Annotated in this window: 18 protein-coding genes; 11 read left to right on the top strand and 7 right to left on the bottom strand. The window is 68.8% G+C overall.

Features of this window, described 5'->3' with window-relative positions; all coding sequences use genetic code 11:
• Nucleotides 1–11: 11 nt before the first annotated feature.
• The 3 genes from C693_RS0115815 (at nucleotide 12) to C693_RS0115805 (ending at nucleotide 3,944) form a co-directional block, all read left to right on the top strand.
• Nucleotides 12–485 carry a DUF4442 domain-containing protein gene (locus C693_RS0115815; protein WP_026107469.1) on the top strand — a complete coding sequence of 158 codons (474 nt, stop codon included), beginning with the start codon at nucleotides 12–14 and terminating at the stop codon, nucleotides 483–485.
• Nucleotides 486–597: 112 nt separating this feature from the next.
• Nucleotides 598–2,295 carry a glycosyltransferase family 39 protein gene (locus C693_RS0115810; RefSeq protein ID WP_017463252.1) on the top strand — a complete coding sequence of 566 codons (1,698 nt, stop codon included), beginning with the start codon at nucleotides 598–600 and terminating at the stop codon, nucleotides 2,293–2,295.
• 44 nt (nucleotides 2,296–2,339) lie between these two features.
• Nucleotides 2,340–3,944: an ArnT family glycosyltransferase gene (locus C693_RS0115805; RefSeq protein WP_017463251.1), complete on the top strand. Its 1,605-nt coding sequence runs from the start codon at nucleotides 2,340–2,342 to the stop codon at nucleotides 3,942–3,944.
• Nucleotides 3,945–4,056: 112 nt separating this feature from the next.
• Here C693_RS0115805 and C693_RS0115800 read toward each other — a convergent pair whose 3' ends face one another.
• Both C693_RS0115800 and C693_RS0115795 read right to left on the bottom strand, forming a co-directional pair.
• Entirely contained in the window at nucleotides 4,057–4,728 is a 672-nt protein-coding gene (locus tag C693_RS0115800; RefSeq protein ID WP_017463250.1) for a hypothetical protein, read from the bottom strand.
• A gap of 2 nt (nucleotides 4,729–4,730) precedes the next feature.
• The gene (locus tag C693_RS0115795; protein ID WP_430536810.1) at nucleotides 4,731–5,258 is read right to left on the bottom strand and encodes an RNA polymerase sigma factor; all 528 of its coding nucleotides are present in this window, start codon (nucleotides 5,256–5,258) and stop codon (nucleotides 4,731–4,733) included.
• Between the two features lie 102 nt (nucleotides 5,259–5,360).
• Here C693_RS0115795 and C693_RS0115790 point away from each other — a divergent pair, with 102 nt between their 5' ends.
• The 7 genes from C693_RS0115790 to rapA all read left to right on the top strand — a co-directional run bounded on the left by C693_RS0115790 (nucleotide 5,361) and on the right by rapA (nucleotide 18,472).
• Nucleotides 5,361–6,014: a DUF502 domain-containing protein gene (locus tag C693_RS0115790; protein WP_017463248.1), complete on the top strand. Its 654-nt coding sequence runs from the start codon at nucleotides 5,361–5,363 to the stop codon at nucleotides 6,012–6,014.
• A 13-nt stretch (nucleotides 6,015–6,027) separates the two neighbouring features.
• The gene (locus tag C693_RS0115785) at nucleotides 6,028–7,851 is read left to right on the top strand and encodes a M14 family metallopeptidase (protein ID WP_017463247.1); all 1,824 of its coding nucleotides are present in this window, start codon (nucleotides 6,028–6,030) and stop codon (nucleotides 7,849–7,851) included.
• Nucleotides 7,852–7,968: 117 nt separating this feature from the next.
• A complete protein-coding gene (locus tag C693_RS0115780; protein ID WP_017463246.1) occupies nucleotides 7,969–10,092 on the top strand; it encodes a M13 family metallopeptidase in 2,124 nt (707 codons plus the stop codon).
• A gap of 100 nt (nucleotides 10,093–10,192) precedes the next feature.
• The gene (locus C693_RS0115775; protein WP_017463245.1) at nucleotides 10,193–12,307 is read left to right on the top strand and encodes a M13 family metallopeptidase; all 2,115 of its coding nucleotides are present in this window, start codon (nucleotides 10,193–10,195) and stop codon (nucleotides 12,305–12,307) included.
• A 266-nt stretch (nucleotides 12,308–12,573) separates the two neighbouring features.
• On the top strand, nucleotides 12,574–14,865 hold the full coding sequence (locus C693_RS0115770) for a catecholate siderophore receptor Fiu (RefSeq protein WP_017463244.1): 2,292 nt from the start codon (nucleotides 12,574–12,576) through the stop codon (nucleotides 14,863–14,865).
• Nucleotides 14,866–14,881: 16 nt separating this feature from the next.
• Nucleotides 14,882–15,559 carry a Fe2+-dependent dioxygenase gene (locus tag C693_RS0115765; protein WP_017463243.1) on the top strand — a complete coding sequence of 226 codons (678 nt, stop codon included), beginning with the start codon at nucleotides 14,882–14,884 and terminating at the stop codon, nucleotides 15,557–15,559.
• 72 nt (nucleotides 15,560–15,631) lie between these two features.
• Nucleotides 15,632–18,472, top strand: coding sequence for an RNA polymerase-associated protein RapA (gene rapA, locus C693_RS0115760; protein WP_017463242.1), 2,841 nt, complete (start codon nucleotides 15,632–15,634; stop codon nucleotides 18,470–18,472).
• Between the two features lie 66 nt (nucleotides 18,473–18,538).
• On the opposite strand, the gene C693_RS0115755 is transcribed toward rapA, so the two are convergent.
• The 5 genes from C693_RS0115755 to C693_RS0115735 form a co-directional block, all read right to left on the bottom strand.
• The gene (locus C693_RS0115755; protein WP_017463241.1) at nucleotides 18,539–19,153 is read right to left on the bottom strand and encodes a rhomboid family intramembrane serine protease; all 615 of its coding nucleotides are present in this window, start codon (nucleotides 19,151–19,153) and stop codon (nucleotides 18,539–18,541) included.
• 64 nt (nucleotides 19,154–19,217) lie between these two features.
• A complete protein-coding gene (gene gloA / locus C693_RS0115750; RefSeq protein ID WP_017463240.1) occupies nucleotides 19,218–19,748 on the bottom strand; it encodes a lactoylglutathione lyase in 531 nt (176 codons plus the stop codon).
• Between the two features lie 160 nt (nucleotides 19,749–19,908).
• A complete protein-coding gene (locus tag C693_RS0115745; RefSeq protein WP_017463239.1) occupies nucleotides 19,909–20,568 on the bottom strand; it encodes a C40 family peptidase in 660 nt (219 codons plus the stop codon).
• A gap of 172 nt (nucleotides 20,569–20,740) precedes the next feature.
• Entirely contained in the window at nucleotides 20,741–21,454 is a 714-nt protein-coding gene (locus C693_RS0115740; protein WP_017463238.1) for a YggS family pyridoxal phosphate-dependent enzyme, read from the bottom strand.
• Nucleotides 21,455–21,456: 2 nt separating this feature from the next.
• The gene (locus tag C693_RS0115735) at nucleotides 21,457–22,878 is read right to left on the bottom strand and encodes a M20 family metallopeptidase (protein ID WP_017463237.1); all 1,422 of its coding nucleotides are present in this window, start codon (nucleotides 22,876–22,878) and stop codon (nucleotides 21,457–21,459) included.
• 214 nt (nucleotides 22,879–23,092) lie between these two features.
• Here C693_RS0115735 and C693_RS0115730 point away from each other — a divergent pair, with 214 nt between their 5' ends.
• A complete protein-coding gene (locus tag C693_RS0115730; protein WP_017463236.1) occupies nucleotides 23,093–23,413 on the top strand; it encodes a ComEA family DNA-binding protein in 321 nt (106 codons plus the stop codon).
• Nucleotides 23,414–23,463: the final 50 nt, after the last annotated feature.

The following is a 23,463-nucleotide window of genomic DNA, read 5'->3' as shown; positions in this document are numbered from 1 at the left end:
TGTTCCTGTACATGCGCCCCAACACCCTTCGTCGCCTGATCAATCTCTGGCCTCCGTTCCTGTTCAACTGCATCCGCGTGCAGTCGATCGCACGGGACTGGAGCGAAGCACGCGTGGTCCTGCGGCTGCGGCCATGGAACCGCAATTACGTGCGGACGCAGTTCGGCGGCAACCTGTTCGCGATGAGCGATCCGTTCTGGATGCTGCTGGCGATGCATCGGCTGGGGCGCGATTACCTGGTATGGGACAAGGCCGGCGCGATCGACTTCGTGGCACCCGGCCGCGCAGACGTCCACGCGGCATTCCGCATGCCGGATGCGGTGGTCGATGAGCTGCGCTCGGCGGCAGCCGGCGGCGACAAGGTGCTGCGCTGGTTCGAGACCGAGATCACCGCTGCAAACGGCGAGGTGGTGGCGCGCGTCCGCAAGCAGCTTTACGTGCGGCTCAAGCCGGCCGTGCGCGGGCAGCGCGATGCAACGGCATGACGTTCCTGCCTCACCCTGAAAATGCAGGCCAGCTGAAAACGTCCTGAAAGAGTAAGCGGACACAGTGGGAGGCTCTCCGGCAGGACGCCCCCACCCAAGTGGCCCATCCGACATGCTGAGTGCCCGCCCCGGCATTTCCTCGCACAGTGCGGCGCCGACCCACGCCGAACATGCGGGCCTGCTCTCGCTGCTTGTCACCTTGATGTGGGGCGTGGCATGGATCGCCGGACTGATGCGCAGCAGCCTGGGCGAACCCGACGAGGGCCGCTACGCCGAAGTCGCACGCGAAATGCTCGCCAGCGGCGACTGGATCACGCCACGACTGGACGGCTTCCTGTTCTTCGACAAGCCGCCCCTGCACTACTGGGGTACGGCGGCCGCGTATGCGCTGCTCGGCACCGAGCCCTGGGTCGCACGGCTGTGGGGTGCGCTGGCCGGTCTGCTGGCGATCGCCGCCGTGGCCTGGGCCGGCTGGCGGGTGTGGGGACGCGCGGCCGGGCTGTATGCGGCGGCGATCCTGGGCAGCAGCATGCTGTTCGCGGTGAGTGCGCACGTGGGCACGCTGGATCTCGGCGTGGCAGCGTTCCTGGCGCTGGGCATGGCGTGCTTCGTGGTGGCGCAGTTCGATCCGGCCGCGGCCTCGCGACGCACCACGATCAACCTCGGCATGTGGGCGGCGCTGGCACTGGCGGTGCTTTCCAAGGGACTCATCGGCGTGGTGCTGCCGGGCATGGTGCTGGCGGTGTACATGCTGTGGCAGCGCGACTGGCGCGCGCTCGGCCGCGTGTCGCTGCTGCCTGGCCTGGCCCTGCTGCTGGCGGTGTCGGCGCCGTGGTTCGTCGAGGTCACACGGCGGCACCCGGAGTTTTTCGACTACTTCTTCATCCGCGAACATTTCACGCGCTTCCTCACCTCGGCCGACAACCGCGGCAAGCCGCCCGGATTCTTCCTCCCGGTGGTGCTGCTGGGACTGTTTCCATGGACCGCGCTGGTGCCGTTCACGCGCAGCGGCTGGCGGGCGATGTGGAACGGCGCGCCGGTGGAACGGCTGCTGCTGGCCTGGGTCGGCGTGGTGTTCGTGTTCTTCTCGCTGTCGCATTCCCAGCTGCCGTTCTACATCCTGCCGCTGTTCCCCGCATCGGCACTCCTGCTGGGTCGCATTGCCGCCCGACTGCCGCATGATGCGCTGGCGCGGCGCACGCGCGTGACGGCCTGGATCGCTGCCATCGGCGCGGCTGGCGCACTGGTCGCGGCCCTCACGCAACGCCACGATGCGGCTCACGAGGGTATGTCGGCGGCTCTCGGCGGTCTCGCTGCAGGCCTCGCACTCATGACGCTGGCCGCGGCCTACGCGACCGGCAGGCTGACCCGGCATCGCCATCACGACGCGGCGATGCATGCGCTGGCACTGGCCGGCATCGTCGGCTGGACGATCACCCTGCTGGCGTCGCAGGCCTGGGTCGGACCGCGCTCGGGCGAACCGGTGGCGCGGCTGATGGCGCCAGCGCTCACCGTGGATACCCCGGTCTACATGGTCGGAGGCTTCGTCCGCGGCCTGCCGTTCTACCTCCAGCGCCCGGTGACCATCGTGGCGCAGGACCGCGACGACCTCACGCCCTTCATCGACTCCCGTCCCGACGGTTATCTGCCGACGCTCGAGGCCTTCGAGACACGCTGGCGAGCCTCCGCGCACGGTGTGGCGCTGGTCGACGAGCACGACATGGTCGTACTGCGGCAGCACGGGCTTCCACACGTGGTATTGGGCCATCTGCCGACGGGTTTCGTGATCGCCCGCCAGTCCACTCCGTGAGCGGATCGAGCTTGCGAACTGGCACGGCATCGCCGGACCGTCCAGTGCCGTCGAGCGGTCGCCTGGCCGCCTGGCTGGCGCTGTGGTTCGGCGTCGCGCTGGTGGCGATCTTCCAGCACGGCCCGGTGCCGATGTACTCCACCCGCACCCTCGCGGTGGCATGGGAGATGTGGCAGCGGCACAGCTTCCTGGTGCCCTACCTCAACGGTGCGCCCTACAGCGACAAGGCGCCGCTGCTGTTCTGGCTGATCCACGCCGGCTGGGCGGTCATGGGTGCAGGCAATGGCTGGCCGCGCCTGCTCGAAGTGCTGCTCGGCGGCGTCGAGTTGCTGCTGTGCGTCCGGCTGGCGCGGCGACTGTTCCCGGCACAGGCCGCCATCGCGTACGTGGCTCCGCTGCTGCTGATGAGCTTCAGCTACGCGTTCGAGTTCGGCCTGCAGTCGATGTACGAGGTGCTGCTGGCCGATTGCGTGCTGATGGCGCTGCTCGCTCTGCGCCCCGGCCCCGGCGATGCCCCGCCGAACCCGGTCGGCTTTGCCTCGGCGGTAGCGCTCGGCCTGCTGGCCAAGGGGCCGGTGATGCTGCTGCACGTCGGCCTGCCCTGGCTGTCAGGCCCACTGTGGCAACCCTGGGCATCACGCCATCGTGCACGCTGGTACGCCGGCGGCACGCTGGCACTGCTGGGCGCGGTGGCCGTGCTGCTCGCCTGGGCACTGAGTGCCAGCGCGGTGGGTGGCGAGGCCTACCGGCAGCAGTTGCTGTTCCACCAGACCGCCGGGCGAGTGGTCGACGCGTTTGCGCATCGGCAGCCGTTCTGGTGGTACCTGCCGGTGCTGCCGGCACTGCTGTTCCCGTTCGTGCTGTGGCCGCGGCCCTGGCTGGGCATCGCCGCCCTGCCGCTGCGCCGCGACGACGGTCTGCGCTTCCTCGTGGCCTGGCTGCTGCCGGTGCTCGTCGCCTTCTCGCTGGTATCCGGCAAGCAGGCCTACTACCTGCTGCCCGAGTACGCCGGCTTCGCCCTGCTGCTGGCCGCGGCACAGGTCCGCGCGCCGGTCGCAACGACCTCGCGCTGGCCGGGGCCGTGGCCGCTCGCGTTGTTCGCGCTGGCGCTTGCGATCGGCTTGCTTTGGCTGCCGTCGCTGGTCGCCCATGGCACGGTGCGCTCGCCGATGCTGCAGTCCTTCGCTACGCACAGCCGGGGCTTCGGCCTGCTGTTCGTGTTGCTGGCGGCCCTGCTCGCCACCCGCGGCGCGGAGCTGGAGAAGGTCGTGCTCTCGGCGCTGCTCGGCGTGCTGGCGATCAACACCTTGTTCACCCTGACCTGGTGGCACGCCTTCGACCTGCACGAGGCGTCCGCCGTACTGGCGAGAGCCGAGGCCGAGGGCCGGCCGATCTTCAACAACGAGGGCTACAACGGGCAGTTCACCTTCGCCGGACGACTCGCCCGACCGATCGACGAGGCGGCCGGCCCCGTGGCGCTGCGCCAGTGGGCGGCGGCCCACCCGCAGGGCGTGGTGGTGACCTACCCGAAGACCGAGGCCGAGGCCCGCGCCTGCCCGGCGCTGCACGTGCAGCGCTTCCGCGGCGTGTGGCTGGCGATCCGGCCGGCGGCAGCCTACCTGCCGCCGGCGGCGACTCCCTGCCCCTGAGATCCACCGCGCCCGAAGCCGCTGATCGCGCGCCGCGCCACCTTCGGCGACGGGGCCCGCGGGCATGCCGAGGGGGCATGGCCCAGGCCGCGGACGACACCGGGCGACCGCTTCAGCCGTTCTCCCGCTCGAAGCGGATCACCGCGTCGAGCTCGGCCTCCGCGCGCTGCACCGCCTTGCCGGCAGCCTGGTTCGCCAGCCATCGAAGCAGCCCCAGGCGGCGCAGCACGGCGTAGGCCACGCCGACCGCGACCAGCGAAGCCGCTGCCGACAGCACCAGCCATGCCGCGAACCCGGGACGGAGGTGGTCCCACAGGCTCACGCCGGCACGGTCGCCCGCGTATTGCGCGAGCATCAGCAGGGCGGGAATCCAGATCACGCTGCCGAGCACCGCGAATACCGGCGCTTCCACCTTGACGCGCCAGGCGCGGAGATCGGCGATGCGCCGCTGGATCTCCAGGACCGGGGACGCATAGTCGATGCCCCGCACCATCGCCAGCGTTCGCGCCGCAAAGATCACCGCCAACGTGCCGAACACCTGCATGGCGACGCCACAGATCACCGAACCCCGCTCGCTCATATGGCTGGACCAGAAGCTGATCCCCCACAGCATCAACGCGATGCCCAGCGGAAGCTGCAGCACCAGGCCCCAGGCGAGCGGCCGCAGCCGTTGCCGCACCCGGTCCATGCCGCTGTCGCGGTAAAGCTGCAGGGACAGCGTCTGCTGCCGCGCCAGACGCTGGTCCAGCACCTGCCAGGCCTGCTTCATCTCATCCAGTTCCATGCTCATGCTCCGGTGGGGATCGCGGCAGTCATCCGGCCGCGCAGGGTCTGCTTGATGCGGCCGATCTTGGTGGCCACGTTGGTCTCGCTGATGCCGAGGATCTCGGCGATCTCGGCGTAGGGGCGCTCGTCCAGGTAGAGCAGGATCAGCGCCCGGTTGAGCGGATCGAGCTGACCGATGAATGCCTGCAGCGCGGCCAGCCGCTCGTCCGGCTCGGGCGCCGGCTCGCCGGCTACGGTTTCCAGGTGGTGGACATCGAGCGGCTCCAGCTTCGCGCCCTGCACCGCCTCGCCACGGCGCAGGTGGGAAATCGCCACGTTCAACGCCACCCGGTAGAGCCAGGTGGAAAACTTCGCGCGGGCCGGGTCGTAACGGCCGAACGACCGCCAGGCCTGCAGGCCGATCTCCTGCGCCAGGTCGCGTCGATCCTCGGCATGCGGCGCGTAGATCGCCGCGACCTTGAGCACGATGCCCTGGTGTTCGCGAAGCAGGCTCTGGAAGCGGTCGGGGTCGGGACGGGTCATCGGCACGGGTCGGCGGTAGTCTCACGGGGATGATTCGCTGGCGCGGCGGAAAAATCACAGCCGCGTGCCGCCCTACAATCCGGCGTGATCCCGTCCAAGGAATGATCCATGCGACCGCTCCGCGTCAAACGTTATGTCCTGACCGGCCTGCTCACCTTCCTGCCGCTGTGGGTGACCTGGCTGGTGTTCAAGTTCGTGTTCGGCGTGCTCGCCGGGGTCGGCGCGCCGATGGCTACCCTGGTGCGCCGCGCGCTCGGCCTGGCCGCACCCGATGCGGCGGCGGCGCTGGACCATGGCTGGGTGCTGGCGATCATGGCGCTGGTGCTGACCCTGCTCGGTCTGTACGTGGTGGGCTGGCTGGCCAGCCGCATGGTCGGCCGCCGCCTGATCGACGCCTTCGACGGCCTGCTCACCCGCATTCCGCTGGTGCAGACCATCTACGGCGGCACCAAGAAGCTGATGGCGGTGCTGCAGCAGAAGCCCTCCAACACGCAGCGCGTGGTGCTGATCGACTTCCCCCGACCGGGCATGAAGGTGGCCGGCTTCGTCACCCGGGTGATGACCGAGGAAGGCAGCGGGCGCGAGATGGCCGCGGTGTACATCCCGACCACGCCGAACCCCACCGGCGGCTATCTGGTGGTGGTGCCGGTGAACGAGCTCACGCCGACCGACTGGAGCATGGACCAGGCGATGGCCTTCATCATCTCCGGCGGCGCGGTGGCACCGGACACCCTGCCCGCCAGCCGCACCCTCACCCCGTAGGAATCGACGCCGCATGCTCCGACCGATCCTCGCCGGCCTGCTCGGCCTCGCCACCCTCGGCGCCCAGGCCACCGACTGGACCACCCCCGCGGAGGCGACGCACTTCCGCACCACGCCCAGCTACGCCGACACCCTCGCCTACCTCGAGCGCCTGCAGCGCGCCGCGCCGGGCCGGCTGAAACTGGTGACCTTCGGCACCACGCCGGAGGGCCGACCGATGACCGCGGTGATCGCCAGCGACGACGGCACGTTCGACCCGGCCGCCGCGCGCGCCACGCACAAGGCCGTGGTGCTGGTGCAGGCCGGCATCCATCCGGGCGAGATCGAGGGCAAGGACGCCGGCCTGATGCTGCTGCGCGATATCGCCGTCACCGGCAAGTGGCCGCACCTGCTCGATCACGTGGTGCTGGTGTTCATCCCGGTATTCAGCGTGGACGGCCACGAGAACAGCTCGCCATACCACCGCATCAACCAGAACGGCCCGGAAAGCCAGGGCTTCCGTGGCCAGTCGCAGTACCTCAACCTCAACCGCGACTACATCAAGGCCGACGCGCCGGAGATGCGCGCGTGGCTTAGGCTCTGGCAGCACTGGCTGCCGGATTTCCTGATCGACGTGCACACCACCGACGGCGCCGACTATCCCTACGACCTGACCTGGTACACCGAGGACCCGCACAAGCTCGATCCCGGCGTCGCCGCCTGGCAGCAGGCGCTGATGGACCACACCCTGCCGGCCTACGAGAAGCGCGGCCACCTCGCTTCGATCTACCTCGAGTTCAAGGACGGCCGCGATCCGACCAGGGGCATCGTGAACTTCGGCTCCGGCCCGCGCTTCTCCACCGGCTACGCGGCCCTGCAGAACCGGCCGGCACTGCTGATCGAGACGCACATGCTCAAGCCGTACGCGGTGCGCGTGCGCGCCGTCTACGACCTGGTGCAACTGCTGCTGGCGCGGATCGACGCCGATCCCAAGCCGCTGCTCGCGGCGGATGCCGCCGCCGATGCCCGCGTGATCGCCCGCGCCGGCCGACCCGATGCGCGCGTACCGCTCACCTTCAAACTCTCGCCCGAGTCGACGCCGCACGTGTTCAAGGGCTACGCGTTCACCGTCACGCCCAGCGACATCTCGGGCGCGGGCTGGATCCGCTACGACCCGCACCAGCCGCGTACCTGGACCATCCCGAACTGGAACGCGCTGCTGCCGGACCTCTCGATCACGCCGCCGGCCGCCTACGTGGTGCCGGCGCAATGGTCGGTGATGATCGACCGCCTGGCTGCGCACGGCGTCGCGATGCAGCGGCTCGACCACGCCGTGACCGTCACCGCCGGCAGCTACCAGCTCGACCGTCCGGAATGGGCCGATTCGCCGTTCGAAGGCCATCACATGCTGCGCTCGGTGGACGTCGCGCCGGTGACCCGCACCGTCACGCTGCCGCCGGGCTCGGTGATCGTGCCGATGGACCAGCGCGCAGCGAACGTTGCCATCGAACTGCTGGAACCGCAGGCGCCCGACTCGCTGCTGCGCTGGGGCTATCTGGGTGCCGTCTTCGAGGCCAAGGAGTACGGCGAACCCCGCGTGCTGGAAAGACTCGCCCGCGACATGCTGGCCCGCGACCCGGCGCTGGCGACCCGGTTCCAGCAACGGCTCGCCACCGACCCGGCGTTTGCCGCCAGTCCGCGCGAGCGGCTGGACTGGTTCTACCGTCGCTCGCCCTGGTATGCAGCGCAGGCCGTGGGCGCCTACCCGGTTCTCCGGCTCGACCCCAGCCAGCTGCGCACGCTGCGCGGTGCCGGCGTCGACGCCCGGCCGGCCGCCTCCCCCACCCCTGACCTTTGACACTGTCTGGACCATGACTCTTGACCTAGCGTCGAAAGTCATGCCCGGCGGTCCAGCGCCGGCGGGCCCGTCGTTTCCAGTTCCACCCGTATCCGGATCATCCACAGAGGGAATCCCATGACCAAGCCGTTCCTGAAACCGCTCGCGCTCGGCGTCAGCCTCGCGCTCTCGCTCTCGGCCTGTGGCAAGCACGAGGAAGCGGCCAAGCCTGCCGAGACCGCACCGGCCAAGGCCGCTACGGTCGCCGCGGCCGCCGCGCCGGCCGCTCCCAAGAGCGTGTTCGACGTCGGCGAACTGGGGCCGTCCAGCGAGGCCTGCCAGGACTTCAACACCTTCGTCAACGCCAAGTGGATCGCCGCCAACCCGATCCCGGCCGACCAGACCTCGTGGGGCTCGTTCAACGTGCTCTATGAAAAGAGCCTGGCCGACCAGCACCAGCTCGTCGAGGACGCCGCCAAGAACGCCGACAGCGCCAAGGCAGGCTCGATCGAGCAGAAGATCGGCTGGCTGTACGCCTCCGCGATGGACATGGACGCGCGCAACAAGTCCGGCTTCGACCCGATCAAAAAGGATCTGGCCGGCATCGATGCGCTGAAGTCGAACAAGGACCTGCCCGCCTGGCTCAACCAGTCCTTTGCCAAGGGCGACGGTGCGGTGTTCGGATTCGGCTCCGGCGCCGACTTCAAGGACGCCAAGATCCAGATCGGCTACGCCGAGCAGGGCGGCCTGGGCCTGCCCACCCCGGATTACTACAGCAATCCGAAGCAGAAGGACCTGCGCGACGCCTACGTGAAGTACCTCGCCAAGCTGTTCGAGCTGACCGGTGACAAGCCGGCCGATGCGGCCAAGCAGGCCGACCTGGCGATGAAGTTCGAAACCGAGCTGGCCGCGCACTCGGTGCCGCGCGTGGAGATGCGCAAGCCGGAAAACCAGTACCACTTCGTCACGGTGAAGGAAGCGGACAAGGTCACCCCGCACTTCGACTGGAACGGCTTCTTCAAGGCACAGGGCGTCACCGTCGACAAGGGCTTCTCGCTGTCGCAGCCGAAGTTCTTCGCCGAGTTCGACCAGTTGCTGGCCAAGGCCCCGCTGGCCGAGTGGAAGGCCTACCTCAAGGCCCGCACGATCTCCGGCGCCGCCTCCGCGCTGTCGCAGCCGTTCGTCGACGCGCAGTTCGACTTCTACGGCAAGACCCTGCGCGGCCAGCCGCAGCAGAAGCCGCAGTGGAAGCTGGCGCTGGGATCGGTCAACGGCGCGATGGGCATGGCCCTGGGCGAACTGTACGTGGCCAAGTACTTCCCGCCGGAAGCCAAGGAGCGCGCGGAGAAGCTGGTCGACAACGTGCGCAATGCGCTGAAGACCCGCATCGAGAATCTCGACTGGATGAGCGCCGAGACCAAGGCCAAGGCGCTGGACAAGTGGTCCAAGTTCCTGCCGAAGATCGGCTACCCGGACAAGTTCCGCAGCTGGGATGGCCTGACCATCAGCAAGGGCGACTACTACGCCAACATGGAAGCGGCGGGCAAGTTCAACTACGACTACGACATCGCCAAGATCGGCAAGCCGACCGACCGCAAGGAATGGGGCATGACCCCGCAGACGGTCAACGCCTACTACAACCCGACCGACAACACGATCAACTTCCCGGCCGCGATCCTGCAGCCGCCGTTCTTCGATGCCAACGCCGACGACGCGATCAACTACGGCGGCATCGGCGCAGTGATCGGTCACGAGGCCAGCCACGGCTTCGACGACCAGGGCAGCCAGTTCGATGGCGACGGCAACAACGAGAACTGGTGGACCAAGGAAGACCGCGCCAAGTTCGACGCCCGCACCGACAAGCTGGTCAAGCAGTTCGACGCCTATGCGCCGATCCCCAGCCATCCGGACCTGCACGTCAACGGCAAGCTGACCCTGGGCGAGAACATCGCCGACCTGGGCGGCCTGAACATCGCCTACGACGCGCTGCAGACCGCGCTGAAGAACCACCCCGAGGAGGCCGGCAAGAAGATCGACGGCTACACCGAGGACCAGCGCTTCTTCCTCAACTGGGCCCGCGTGTGGCGTGGCTCGATCCGCGACAAGGCGCAGATGGTCTACCTCAACGCCGACCCGCATTCGCCGGAGAAATTCCGCGCGATCGGCGCGCCGTCGAACATGCCGGCGTTCGCCACCGCGTTCCAGTGCAAGCCGACCGATCCGATGGTCCGCTCCGGCGACCAGCAGGTGAAGATCTGGTAATCGCCCTTGCCGCCCCGTCATGCCGCCCACCGGCGGCATGACGGGGCGGTTGTCTTTTCCGGTCTCCGGACCGGCTCCCGTTTCCGCCAGAGAGATATCCATGTCCCATTCCTTCCTGAAGCCGACCGCGCTTGCGCTGGCGCTCACCCTGTCCCTCACCGCCTGCGGCAAGCATGAGCAGGCCGCCGCCCCGGCCGCGCCGGCCAAGGCCGCTACCGCAGCCACCGCGGCCGCACCGGCAAACAAGAGCGTCTTCGACGTGAGTGAACTCGGCCCGGCCAGCGAGGCCTGCCAGGACTTCAACACCTTCGTCAACGCCAAGTGGGTGGCCGCCAACCCGATTCCTTCCGACCGCACCCGCTGGGGCGCCTTCGACAAGCTGGCCGATGACAGCCTCAACACCCAGCACGAGATCGTCGAGAACGCCGCCAAGAACGCCGCCAGCGCGCCGGCCGGATCGATCGAACAGAAGATCGGCTACCTGTACCAGTCCGGCATGGACGAGGCGGCCCGCGACAAGGCAGGCTTCGATCCGATCAAGCCCAAGCTCGAGGCGATCGCCGGGCTCAAGAACGGCAGGGACGTCGCCGACTACCTGATGAAGAGCTTCGCCGACGGCGACCAGCAGGTGTTCGCGTTCGGCTCCGGCGCCGACTTCAAGCACGCCGAGACGCAGATCGGCTACACCTTCCAGAGCGGCCTGGGCCTGCCGACGAAGGACTACTACCTCGATCCGAAGCATGCCGACGAGCGCAAGGCCTACCTCGACTACATCGCCAAGACGCTGGAGCTGACCGGCGTGTCCGAGGCCGACGCGAAGAAGCAGGCCGATGAGGTGATGGCGTTCGAGACCGAGCTGGCCAAGGCCTCGCTGGCGCCGGTGGAGCTGCGCGATCCGTCGAACCAGTACCACTTCGTCAGCGTGAAGGACGCGGACAAGGTCACCCCGCACTTCGCGTGGGAGCAGTTCTTCAAGGACCAGGGCGTGACCGTCGACAAGGGCTTCTCGCTGTCGCAGCCGGCGTTCTTCGCCGAGTTCGACAAGCTGCTCGCCAAGGCCCCTGCCTCGCAGTGGCAGGCCTACCTGCGTTTCCACGTGATCGACGACGCTTCGCCCTACCTGAGCACCGCGTTCCAGGACAACCGGTTCGACTTCTACGGCAAGACGCTCTCCGGCCAGCCGGAGCAGAAGCCGCTGTGGAAGCGCGTGCTGGGCACGGTGAACGGCGCGATGGGCATGGCGCTGGGCGAGCTGTACGTGAAGAAGGAATTCACCCCGGAAGCCAAGGCCCGCGCGCAGGAACTGGTCGACAACGTGCGCAACGCGCTGAAGGCGCGCATCGAGAACCTCGACTGGATGAGCGCCGAGACCAAGGAAAAGGCGATCGCCAAGTGGAACACCTTCCTGCCGAAGATCGGCTACCCGGACAAGTGGCGCAGCTGGGACGGCCTGAGCGTCACCCCGGACAACTTCTACGCCAACGTGATGGCGGCCGGTAAGTTCAACTACCGCTACGACATCGACAAGATCGGCAAGCCGACCGACCGCAAGGAGTGGGGCATGACCCCGCAGACGGTCAACGCGTATTACAACCCGACCGACAACACGATCAACTTCCCGGCCGCGATCCTGCAGCCGCCGTTCTTCGACGCCAAGGCGGACGACGCGATCAACTACGGCGGCATCGGCGCGGTGATCGGCCACGAGGCCAGCCACGGCTTCGACGACGAGGGCAGCCAGTTCGACGGCGCCGGCAACAACGTGAACTGGTGGACCAAGGAAGACCGCGCCAAGTTCGACGCCCGCACCGACAAGCTGGTGGCGCAGTTCAACGCCTACACGCCGATCAAGGACAAGCCGGACGCGCACGTCAACGGCAAGCTGACCCTGGGCGAGAACATCGCCGACCTGGGCGGCCTGAACGTGGCCTACGACGCCCTGCAGCAGGCGCTGAAGCAGCATCCGGAGGAAGCCGGCAAGAAGATCGACGGCTACACCGAGGACCAGCGCTTCTTCCTCAACTGGGCCCGCGTGTGGCGCGGCAACATCCGCGAGAAGGAAGCGCTGCTGCGCCTGAACACCGATCCGCACGCACCGGCCTCGCTGCGTGCAATCGGCGCGCCGTCGAACATGCCGGCGTTCGCCACCGCGTTCCAGTGCAAGCCGACCGATCCGATGGTCCGCTCCGGCGACCAGCAGGTGAAGATCTGGTAATTCCCCACCGGGCCACGGCCCGGCCTGGTTGAGCCACACGGCCCCGCACGCGAGTGCGGGGCCTTTTCTTTGTCGTCGCTGCGAATATTGTTGCAAATCATTCTCATTTAGATAGCATAGAGCCATCCGCGCACAGCCCGCCCCACGGTCGCCAGCGCACCACCCACCCCCGGTCTCCGATGCCTCCTCGAGGGAGCCGTCGGACGGCGACGCTTTGCCCGCAGCAGCCGACCGGACCGGCGAACCGAAGCAACAAGGACATCGGCATGGCTTTCATCACCGCGCGCAAGCACACCCTTCCCACCACTGCCGCCCTGCTCGCCGGCATGGCCGTCGCCCAGACCGCGGGTGCCGTCGACACCGACGCGCAGATCGCCCAGGCCCGCACCCTGCCCGGCCTCAAGGTCGAGGCCAACCGCGCGCCGGACTATCGCGTCGATACGCTGTCCTCGCCCAAGTTCACCCAGCCGCTGCTGGACACGCCTCAGACGATCACCGTGATCAGCAGGGAACTGCTGCAGGAACAGGGCGCGACCACGCTGACCGAGGCACTGCGCAACAGCCCCGGCGTGGGTACGTTCTATGTCGGCGAGAACGGCTCTACCAGCACCGGCGATGCGATCTACATGCGCGGCTTCGACACCTCCGGCAGCATCTTCGTGGACGGCGTTCGCGACCTCGGTTCGATCTCGCGCGACGTCTTCAACATCGAACAGGTCGAGGTCACCAAGGGACCGGACGGCACCGAGTACGGTCGCACCGCCCCCACCGGCGCGGTCAACATGGTGAGCAAGCAGCCCCAGCTGGGCCATGGCGTGACGGCCTCGGTGTCCTACGGCAGCGGCCAGCACAGGCGCAGCACCGTGGACTGGAACCGGCAGACGGGCGAGCACTCGGCCTTCCGCCTCAACGTGATGGGCCAGAACAGCGGCGCGCCGGGCCGCGACCGAGTGAAGAACGACCGCTGGGGCGTCGCACCGTCGCTGGCCTTCGGCATCGGCACCCCCACCCGCGTCTACCTCGACGCGCTGCACGTGAAGCAGACCAACGTGCCCGACGGCGGCGTCTCCACCATCGGCCTGCCCGGCTACACCAGCCCGGACCCGACCCGGCCCTACATCGGCGACGCACCGAAGGTGGACACGGGCAATTTCTACGGCACTTCGCAGGACCACGACGACGTCACCGCGGACATGTTCACCGCGATCGTTCAGCACGATGTCTCGACGGATGTCGCGCTGAGCAATACCACCCGCTGGGGCCGCACCCGGCAGGACTACCTGCTGACCTCGTTCATGGCTTCGGCGGCCAATCTGCTCACCCCGGACCCGGCCGACCCGTCGACCTGGACGGTCGCCCGCAGCAACCCGACGTTCAAGCACCAGGCCAACCGCATCCTGGCCAACCAGACCAATGTCACCGTGCACATCGACGGCGACACCATGACGCAGGACCTCAGCGCCGGCGTCGAGCTGTCGCAGGAGAAAGCCACCACGATCGGCATCGCCACGATCGACGGCAGCGCCTGGCCGGCGGCGAATCTCTACCACCCGGACTCCAGCGTCGGCGGCCTGCTGTACGCACGCAACGGCGCCTACAGCTCGGGCAAGACCAACACCGTGGCCGCCTACCTGTTCGACACGCTGAAGTTCGGCCGGCACTGGCAGGTGAACGCCGGGGCACGGCTGGACCGCTACACCACCGACTTCTCCAGCATGGTGGTCTGCGGCGGACGCCGCGGCCCGTCCTGCGGCAGCCTGCCGGCGGGCAGCGTCGTGCCCGGAGTGGATGCCCGCAAGAGCGGCAGCCTGCCCAACTACAAGCTGGGCGTGCTGTACAAGCCGACGCCCGACGGCAGCGTCTACCTCAACCTCGCCCAGTCGCAGGAGCCACCGGGCGGCAGCACGCTCACCCTGAGCAGTTCCGCCAACAGCCTGGACAACCCCGACCTCGACCCGCAGAAGGCCCGCACCATCGAACTGGGCACCAAATGGAACCTGCTCGACGGCCGCCTGCTGGTCACCGGCGCGCTGTATCGCACCACGGTGAGCAACGAGCTGGTGCAGGACCCGGTCGACACCTCGGCGTACTACCAGATCGGCAAGAAGCGGGTGCAGGGCGTGGAGCTGACCGCGGTCGGCGAAATCACCAGGAACTGGGCGGTCAGCGCCGGCCTCACCACGATGGATGCCAAGGTGGTGAACGGCACGGCGGTTGCCGAGGACGGCTCCGAGGCCCTGGCCTATACCCCGAAGAGCGCGTTCACCGCCTGGAGCACCTACCACCTCCCCTTCGGCCTGACCGTCGGCGGCGGCGCGCGGTACTCGGGCAAGCTCAAGCGCGGCAGCGACGGCGCGATCGGAACGCCGGCCTACGCCGATGCGTACTGGGTGTTCGACGCGATGGCCAGCTACCCGGTCAACCGGCGTGTCGACCTGCAGTTGAATCTCTACAACCTGTTCGACAAGTCCTACGTCGCCGCGATCAACAAGAGCGGCTACCGCTATACCCCCGGCGCGCCGCGCTCGGCGATGCTGACCGTCAACTTCCGCTTCTGATCCGGACGAGGTCCCCATGCTTGTGCACCTTCCCGGCGTGTTGAGCGCGACCCAGGTCGACCAGTTGCGACAGGCGCTGGATGCAGCCGACTGGACCGACGGCCGCGAGACCGTCGGCGCCCAGGGCGCCAGGGTCAAGCGCAACGAGCAGTTGCCGGACAGCTCGCCGCTGCGCCATGACCTGGGCGCGGTAGTGCAGGCGGCGCTGGCCCGGCATCCGCTGTTCCACGCCGCCGCGCTGCCGGCGCGTCAATTGCCGCCCCGCTTCAACCGTTACCGGGGCGGCGGCGAGTACGGTTTCCATGTCGACGGCGCAGTGATGGCCCTGGCCGATGGCAGCCAGCTGCGCAGCGACGTGTCCTGCACGGTGTTCCTCAACGCGCCGGAAGACTATGACGGCGGCGAGCTGGTGGTCAGCGACACCTACGGCGAGCACGCGGTGAAGCTGCCGGCCGGCGATGCCATCCTCTACCCGTCCAGCAGCCTGCATCGGGTCACCCCGGTCACCCGCGGCGCCCGGCTGGCCGCGTTCCTCTGGGTGCAGAGCCTGGTCCGCGACGTCGGCCACCGGCGCACCCTGCTGGAGCTGGACCAGGCCATTTCGCGGCTGCGCGCGGCCGGCGGCGACGAGGTCGCGGTGCTGCAGCTCACCGGCGTCTACCACAATCTGCTGCGCGAGTGGTCGCAGACCTGATCGCACGCCGCTGTTCCCTGCGCGCGGCAAGGGGCGGATAATCGACGCCCTTTATCGACACGCGGTTTTTCAATGTTCGTACCCGGTCAACGCTGGATCTCCACTGCCGAGCCGGAGCTCGGCCTCGGCACCGTGCTGCGCGTCCAGGGACGCAGCGTGCAGGTGCTGTTCGCCAAGGCCGGCGTGCTCAGGCCCTATGCGATGGAGTCCGCGCCGCTGGTCCGCGCCGAATTCCGTCCCGGCCAGCGCATTGCCGGCAAGGGCATCTCCTTCCTGGTCGAGCGCGTGGACGTGCGCGAAGGCCTGCTGGTGTATCGCGGCGAGGGCCGCGAGATGGAGGAAGGGCAGCTCGACGACGAGCAGGCGGTCAGCCAGGCCGACGACCGCCTGATCGGCGGCCGCACCGATCCGGTATCCCATTTCGAACAACGCCTGGATGCACTGCGCCGGCGTGCCGAGGCCCGCCGCTCGCCGAGCTGGGGGCTGGGTGCGGCGCGTGTAGGACTGGTTCCGCACCAGTTGCGCGTAGCCGGCATCGCCTCCGCGCGCCGGCCGCCGCGCGTGCTGCTGGCCGACGAGGTGGGCCTGGGCAAGACCATCGAGGCCGGCATGATCCTGGCCCGCCAGCTCGCCACCGGCCGCGCCTCGCGTGCGCTGGTGCTGCTGCCGGACACGCTGGTGTACCAGTGGTTCGTCGAGCTGCTGCGCCGCTTCAACCTCAGCTTCGCGATCTACGACGAGGAGCGCTGCGAGGCGCTGGAGCAGTCCGAGCCGGGCAGCAACCCGTTCGAGGACGAGCAACTGGTGATCGCCGACTTCGGCTTCCTCGAATCCTCGCCCAAGCGCGCGCAGCAACTGCTCGACGCCAGCTGGGACCTGCTGGTGGTCGACGAAGCCCACCATCTGGAATGGACGCCGGAAGCGGCCAGCCCGCGCTACACCCTGGTCGAGCAGCTGGCGGCGAAAACGCCGGGCGTGATCCTGCTCACCGCCACGCCCGAGCAGCTCGGCCGCAGCGGCCACTTCGCCCGCCTGCGCCTGCTCGACCCGCAGCGCTACAGCGACCTGGACGCCTACCTCGCCGAGTCCGACGGCTTCCAGGCCCTGTCGCAGGTGGCCGACCGGCTGACCCAGGGCCTGCCGCTCACCGTGGAAGACCGCAGCCTGCTGGCCAGCGTGCTGGCCGACGATGCCGAGCTCACCGGCCAGCTCGCCGAGACGGTGGCGCCCGAGCACGCCCGCGCCATCCTCTCTGCGCTGATCGATCGGCACGGCACCGGCCGCGCGATGTTCCGCAACCGTCGCGCCGGCATCGGCGGCTTCCCCCAGCGCGTGCCGGTCTGGCATCTGATCGACGCCGACGCGCTGGACGACCGCCGACGCCAGGCGCTGCTGGCCGAATTCCACGCCGACATCCAGCAGCCATCGCCGGCCCTCACCCTGGACTATGCCGAGGACCCGCGCCTGCAGGCCCTGGTCGATCTGCTCGAGGCGCATCCGCAGGCCAAGTTCCTGCTGATCTGCCGCAGCCAGGCCAAGGTGCTGGCGCTGGAGGAAGCCCTGCGCACCCGCACCGGCGCGGGTATCGCCCGCTTCCACGAGGGCCTGGGCATCGTGCAGCGCGACCGCAATGCGGCGTTCTTCGCCCAGCCCGACGGCGCGCGCCTGCTGCTGTGCTCGGAGATCGGCTCGGAGGGCCGCAACTTCCAGTTCGCCCATCATCTGGTGCTGTGGGACCTGCCGCTGGACCCGGACCTGCTCGAGCAGCGTATCGGCCGACTGGACCGCATCGGCCAGCGTCACGACATCGCGATCCACGTGCTGGCCGTGGAAGGCAGTGCGCAGCATGTGCTGGCACGCTGGTACGACGAGGGCCTGGACGCCTTCCGGGTCAGCCCGTCCGACGGCCGCGAGCTGCTGCGACGCTATGGCGAGCCGCTGGCCCGGCTGGCCGACGAGCACGCCCGCAGCAGCGACGGCCGCGACCAGGAACTGGACGTGCTGGTGGCCGAGACCCGTGCCAGCCATGAGGAGCTGGCCGCGCTGATCCGCGAGGGTCGCGACCACCTGCTGGAACTGGCCGCCAGCCGCGACCTGCATGCGGAGGAACTGGCCCAGGCCTTCCGTCGCGAGGACGTCGATCCGGCCCGCGATGCCTTCATCCAGCGCCTGCTCGAGCAGTTCGGCATCCACGCCGAGGAGCTGGGGCCGAAGGTGCTGCTGCTCGACCCGCAGTACCTGTCCACCGATGCCCTGCCCGGCTTCGCGGATGGGCCGGTCTCGGTGACCTTCGACCGCGATACCGCACTGGCCCGCGAGGAGCTGCCGCTGCTGCGGCTGGACCACCCGCTGGTGCTCGGCGCGATGGACCTGGTGCTGTCCGGCGAACAGGGCAACGCCGCGTTCATGGTGGACGACGCGCTGGGTCCGCGCAGCGCGCTGCTGCAGGCAGTGTTCGTGCTCGAATGCGTGGCCGACCGCGCGCTGGACGCCGAGCGTTTCCTGCCGGTGCTGCCGCTGCCGGTGACCATCGACACGCGGCTGGCCGAGCGACCCGACTTCCAGCCCAGCGAGATCGCGTTGCGCAAGGCCGCCGACCGCAACATCGAGGTGGCGCGCTACCGCAAGTTCCTCAACAAGCTGGTGCCGCCGATGCTGGAGAAGGCCGAAGCCGTCGCCACCGCCCAGGCGCAGGAACGGGTGGCCGAGGCCACCGCGCTGGCCGGCGAGACGCTGGACGCCGAACTGGCCCGGCTGCAGGCGCTGCGGGCGGTGAACCCGTCGGTCAGCGCGGCAGAGATCGCCCTGGTGCAGGCCGAGCGCCATGCGCTGCTCGACGCCCTGCCCAAGGCGCGCCTGCGGCTGGATGCGGTGCGCTTCGTGGTCAGCGCGGACTTCCTCGCGCTGCGCTGAACGATCCGTCCGCGGACCACGAAAAAGGCGGCCACCCGGCCGCCTTTTTCGTGGTCCGGCGAAACCTCACCACATCAACCGTCGCCGTGGCTTGATCGGCAGCTTGCCGCGCCAGTACTGGATCAGCACCCAGCCGCCGAGCATGCCGCCGAGATGGGCGAAGTGCGCCACGCCGGGCATCCAGCCGAAGACGCCCGACAAAAGCTCCAGCCCGCCGTAGAGGATCACGAACAGCCAGGCCGGCATCGGGATCGGCAGCAGGATGAAGTAGACCTTCTCGTGCGGATAGAACATGCCGAAGGCGAGCAGCAGGCCGAAGATCGCCCCGGACGCGCCCACCGTCGGCGTCTGGAAGTCGTGCATGAACCAGCGCAGCACCGCCAGCTGCAGCAGCGAGGACACCACCAGGCAGGTGAAGTAGTACACGGTGAACTGGCGCGAGCCGAACAGCCGCTCGATCTGGCTGCCGAACATGTACAGCGCCAGCATGTTGAACGCGATGTGCGCGAAGCCACCGTGCAGGAACCCGCCGGTGACGATCTGCCACGGCTCGAAGTACCCGCTGCCCAGCGGCCACAGCGCCAGCCAGCCGGCGATGCCGGGCATCACCATCTGCAACAGGAAGATCGCCACGTTGGCGATCAGCAGGTTCCGGGTCACCGGGGCAAGCGAGAGGGGCATCGATTCGTTTCCAGTCGGGGGACGGGCGTGGCACGGACCGCGCCACGCCGCGGCGGTTCCGGGCTCAGCCGACGAAACGCGCCGGCTGCAGGATCTCGATCCAGTAGCCGTCCGGATCCTTGATGAAGGCGATGTGCTTCATGCGCCCGTCGGTCAGGCGCTTCTGGAACGGCACGCCCAGCGCCTCGAAGCGCGCGCAGGCGGCCTGCACGTCCGGCACCGACACGCACAGATGGCCGAAGCCGCGCGGCTCGCCGTTGCCGTCGTGGTAGTGGAAATCCGGGTCGTCCTCGGTGCCGTGGTTGTGGGTCAGCTCCAGCACGCCCGGCTGGCCGAGCACCCACTCCAGCCGCTCGGCGTCGTCGTCGGGAATCGCGTCGCGGTCGGCCCGCAGCACCAGATAGTAGATGGTGAACTTCGCCTCCTCGAACACCTGCCTGTGCACCGGGGTGAAACCAAGCACGCGGGTGTAGAAGTCCAGCGACGCGGCGACATCCTTCACCCGGATCATGGTGTGGTTGAACACGTAGCCTTGGGTGACGGCTTCCGGCCGGGCGGTCACGCCAGGCAGGTCCAGCAGGGTCGACAGCGGCATCGCAGGGGCTCCTCGGAAAGGGCGGGTACAGACCGATAAGATGGGGGCCGGGCGACAAGGCACAACACCCCGGCCAGACCCGGGCAGCGGCGCCCCCGGCCGCAGGCAAAAAAGAAGCCGCCATGCGGCGGCCCTGTCGGATCATGCGTTGGATCGCGGCTCAGCTCTTGCCGGGCACGGGACTGACATCGGCCAGCCCTTCGGGGCGCGCGGCGCCTGCGAAGTGCCGGGCCCAGTAGGCGTCGGCCAGGCTGTCCACGCGCACGGTCTGCCCGTGCGAGGGCGAATGAATGAACCGACCGTTGTCCAGATAGATGCCCACGTGCGAGATGCGGCCGCGCCGACCGGCAGTACGGAAGAACACCAGGTCGCCCGGCTGCATGTCCTTGCGGTTGACCTTGAGCCCGGCGAGGAACTGCGCGGCAGCATTGGCCGGCAGGTTCATGCCGACGGCCTGGGCGAACACGTAGTGCACGAAGCCGCTGCAGTCGAAACCGGTCGACGGGGTACGCCCGCCGCGGACGTAGCGGATATGGCGCAGGGCCATGGCCAGGCCGATCAGCGACTGGCGCAGGCTGGTCGCTTCCGCCCCGGCGTTCCCTGGCCGGACTTCACCGGTGGCGCGCAAGGCGGCCGGATCGGTCGGCAGCACTGCCAGGGCCAGCTTCGAGGCCGGATCGGCCAGCGGCAACACCTGGGTCAGCGGAGCGACCACCGGGGTCATCGACGGCGTCGGGACGACGGCATCGGCGGCATGCACCGGGGCGGCGAACACGGCGATGGCCAGCGCGGCGAGCGCGGTCAACGGCTTGATCGTCATGCGGGACAGGCCCCTCGCGGAAAGTCGGAATCCCGACCAGCGACACGCGGACCGGGGACAGCTGGCGAAAGCTATCAAAGCGGGCCCGCGGGTTTGTTGGATCGGAGTTAACTGAACCCCGCAGGTCAGCATATCCCCGGCGATCCCGGATGCCGGCCGCAGGAAACCTGACTCAGCCGGCCGTGGCCGGTCGCGCCCCGAAGATCGCGCTGCCGATGCGCACCTCGGTCGCTCCTTCGGCGATGGCCAGGGCAAAGTCGCCGCTCATGCCCATCGACAACCGCGGCAGATCGTGCCCCGCGGCCGCCATCGCATCGCGAAGCTCGCGCAACTGACGGAAGCAGCGCCGCACCTCGGTCTCGTCGTCGGTATGCGTGGCGATGGTCATCAGGCCGCCCACGCGCAGCGTGTCGAAGCGCCGCAGTGCGGCCAGCAGGCCGGGCAGCGCCTCCGGAGCGAGCCCGTGCTTGCTCTCTTCCGGCGAGGTTTTCACCTGCACGAGGACGTCGATGGCGCGCCCCTCCAGCTGCAGGCGATGATCCAATGCTTCGGCCAGCTCGATCCGGTCCAGCGTCTGCACTTCGTGCGCCAGGCGCGCGACATCTTTGGCCTTGTTGGTCTGCAGCGGACCGATGATCACCCACTCCAGCGCGCAGTCGGCCAGCAGCGGTGCTTTCTCCCGCACTTCCTGCACGCGGTTCTCGCCGAAGCGGCGCTCGCCCAGGGCGAACGCCGCACGCACCGCCTCGGCGCCGAAGGTCTTGCTGACCGGCAGCACGCTCACCCCGGCCGGATCGCGGCCCGCCGCACGGCAGGCCGCGTCGACCCGGGCCCGCACTGCGGCCAGGTTGGCTGCCAGCGCGGAAGGGTCGATCGTTCCGGACATGCTTACTTGCCCTGCTTCTCGTAGTGCCGGGCCACCACCTCGGCCACCACCATCGACACCTTCTTGCCGGTGGGGATGTGCAGGAACTCGTTCGGGCCGTGCGCATTGGAGTGCGGACCGAGCACGCCGGTGATCAGGAATTGCGCCTGCGGGAATTTCTCGCCCAGCATGCCCATGAACGGGATCGAGCCGCCCTCGCCCATGTAGGCCGCCGGCGCACCGAAGTAGTGCTCGGAAGCCTCCTTCACCGCTTCGGCCAGCCACGGCGAGAGCTGCGGCGCGTTCCAGCCGCTGCCGTCCTTCTCCACCTTGAAGCTGACCTTGGCGCCGTACGGCGGGTCCTTCTCCAGCAGCTGCTTGACGAAGTCGCCGGCCTTGGAGCCGTTGAGCGTCGGCGGCACGCGCAGACTGAGCTTGACCGCGGTCTTCGGGCGCAGCACGTTGCCGGCGCTCTCCAGCGGCGGCATGCCGTCCACGCCGGTGACCGCCAGCTGCGGGCGCCAGGTGCGGTTGAGCACCAGCTCGACCAGATCGTCGGTGACCGGCTGCATGCCCTCGACGAACGGGAACTTGTCGTAGATCGCCGTGCCCAGCACCTCGGTGGAATGGCGCGCCTGCTCGATGCGCTCGGCCGGGATCTCGACGTAGAGCTCCTTCGGCACGATTTTTCCAGTCGCCGGGTCCTCCAGCCGCGACAGCAGCTCGCGCAGGATGCGGAAGCTCGACGGCACCACGCCGGACGCGTCGCCCGAGTGCACGCCTTCTTCCAGCACCTGCACAGTCAGCTCGCCGCCGGTCATGCCGCGCAGGCTGGTGGTGAGCCACAGCTGGTCGTAGTTGCCGCAGCCCGAATCCAGGCAGACCACCAGCGACGGATTGCCGATGCGCCCGGCGAGGTGGTCCACATAGAACGGCAGGTCGTAGCTGCCGGACTCCTCGCAGGCCTCGATCAGGATCACGCAGCGGCTGTGCGCGATGCCCTGCTCGCGCAGCGCCAGCAATGCGGCGAGCGAGCCGAAGATCGCGTAGCCGTCGTCGGCGCCGCCGCGGCCATACAGCTTGTCGCCCTTGATCACCGGCTTCCAGGGGCCGAGGTCGTCGGCCCAGCCGGTCATCTCCGGCTGCTTGTCGAGGTGGCCGTAGAGCACCACGGTGTCGTCGCCCTCACCCGGCACCTCGATGTAGATCAGTGGCGTGCGTCCTTCCAGCCGCACCACTTCCAGCGTGGCGCCGGGAAACGCGGCCAGCTTGCCACGGGCCCAGCTCGACATCAGCTCGACGGCCTGGTCCATGTAGCCGTGGGCGACCCAGTCCTTGTCGAACATCGGCGACTTGTTCGGAATACGGATGTACTCCACCAGCTGCGGCACGATCTCGTCGTCCCACAGGCCGCTGACGAAACGGGAAAGGCGGGTGGTATCCATCGGCAACTCCGTGATGCTGGCAAAGGTTGCCATTGTAACAGCGCCCACCCGGCGTCCTCCCGGCTCCGACACCGGGGTCGGGGCATGCCCACAGTTCCGGCTGGCCGGCCCCGGGGCCGAACGCGGTCCGCACCGGCATCGGTGCCAGCGAGGTTGCCGCACAGTGCTCCACGGCCCGATTCGGCCCCTGTCCCGCTTTCACGGAGGAAACGCCATGCTTCGCACCCTGCTCGCCGCCGCCCTCGCGCTGGCCATCACCCTGCCGGCCATCGCTGCCACCCCGGTCAACATCAACAAGGCCGATGCGGCCACCATCGCCAGCTCGCTCGACGGCGTGGGCGCGGCCAAGGCCAAGGCCATCGTCGCCTGGCGCGAGGCGCACGGCCCGTTCAAGACACTGGACGACCTGGCCCAGGTGAAGGGCATGGGCCCGGCCACGCTCAAGCGCAACCAGCAGGCCATCCAGTTCAGCGGCAACGCCGCCGGCGCACCGGCCAAGGCCGCCAAGGTGAAGCACAAGGCCAGCGCCAAGTAATCCCCCCGAAGGAGTCCCCGACCCATGGATGGGGCGGCGTGGCGGGGGGG

The organism is Dyella ginsengisoli LA-4 (assembly GCF_000334915.1).
GTDB lineage: Bacteria > Pseudomonadota > Gammaproteobacteria > Xanthomonadales > Rhodanobacteraceae > Dyella_A > Dyella_A ginsengisoli_A.
This window is presented reverse-complemented; position numbering and strand designations above follow the sequence as displayed.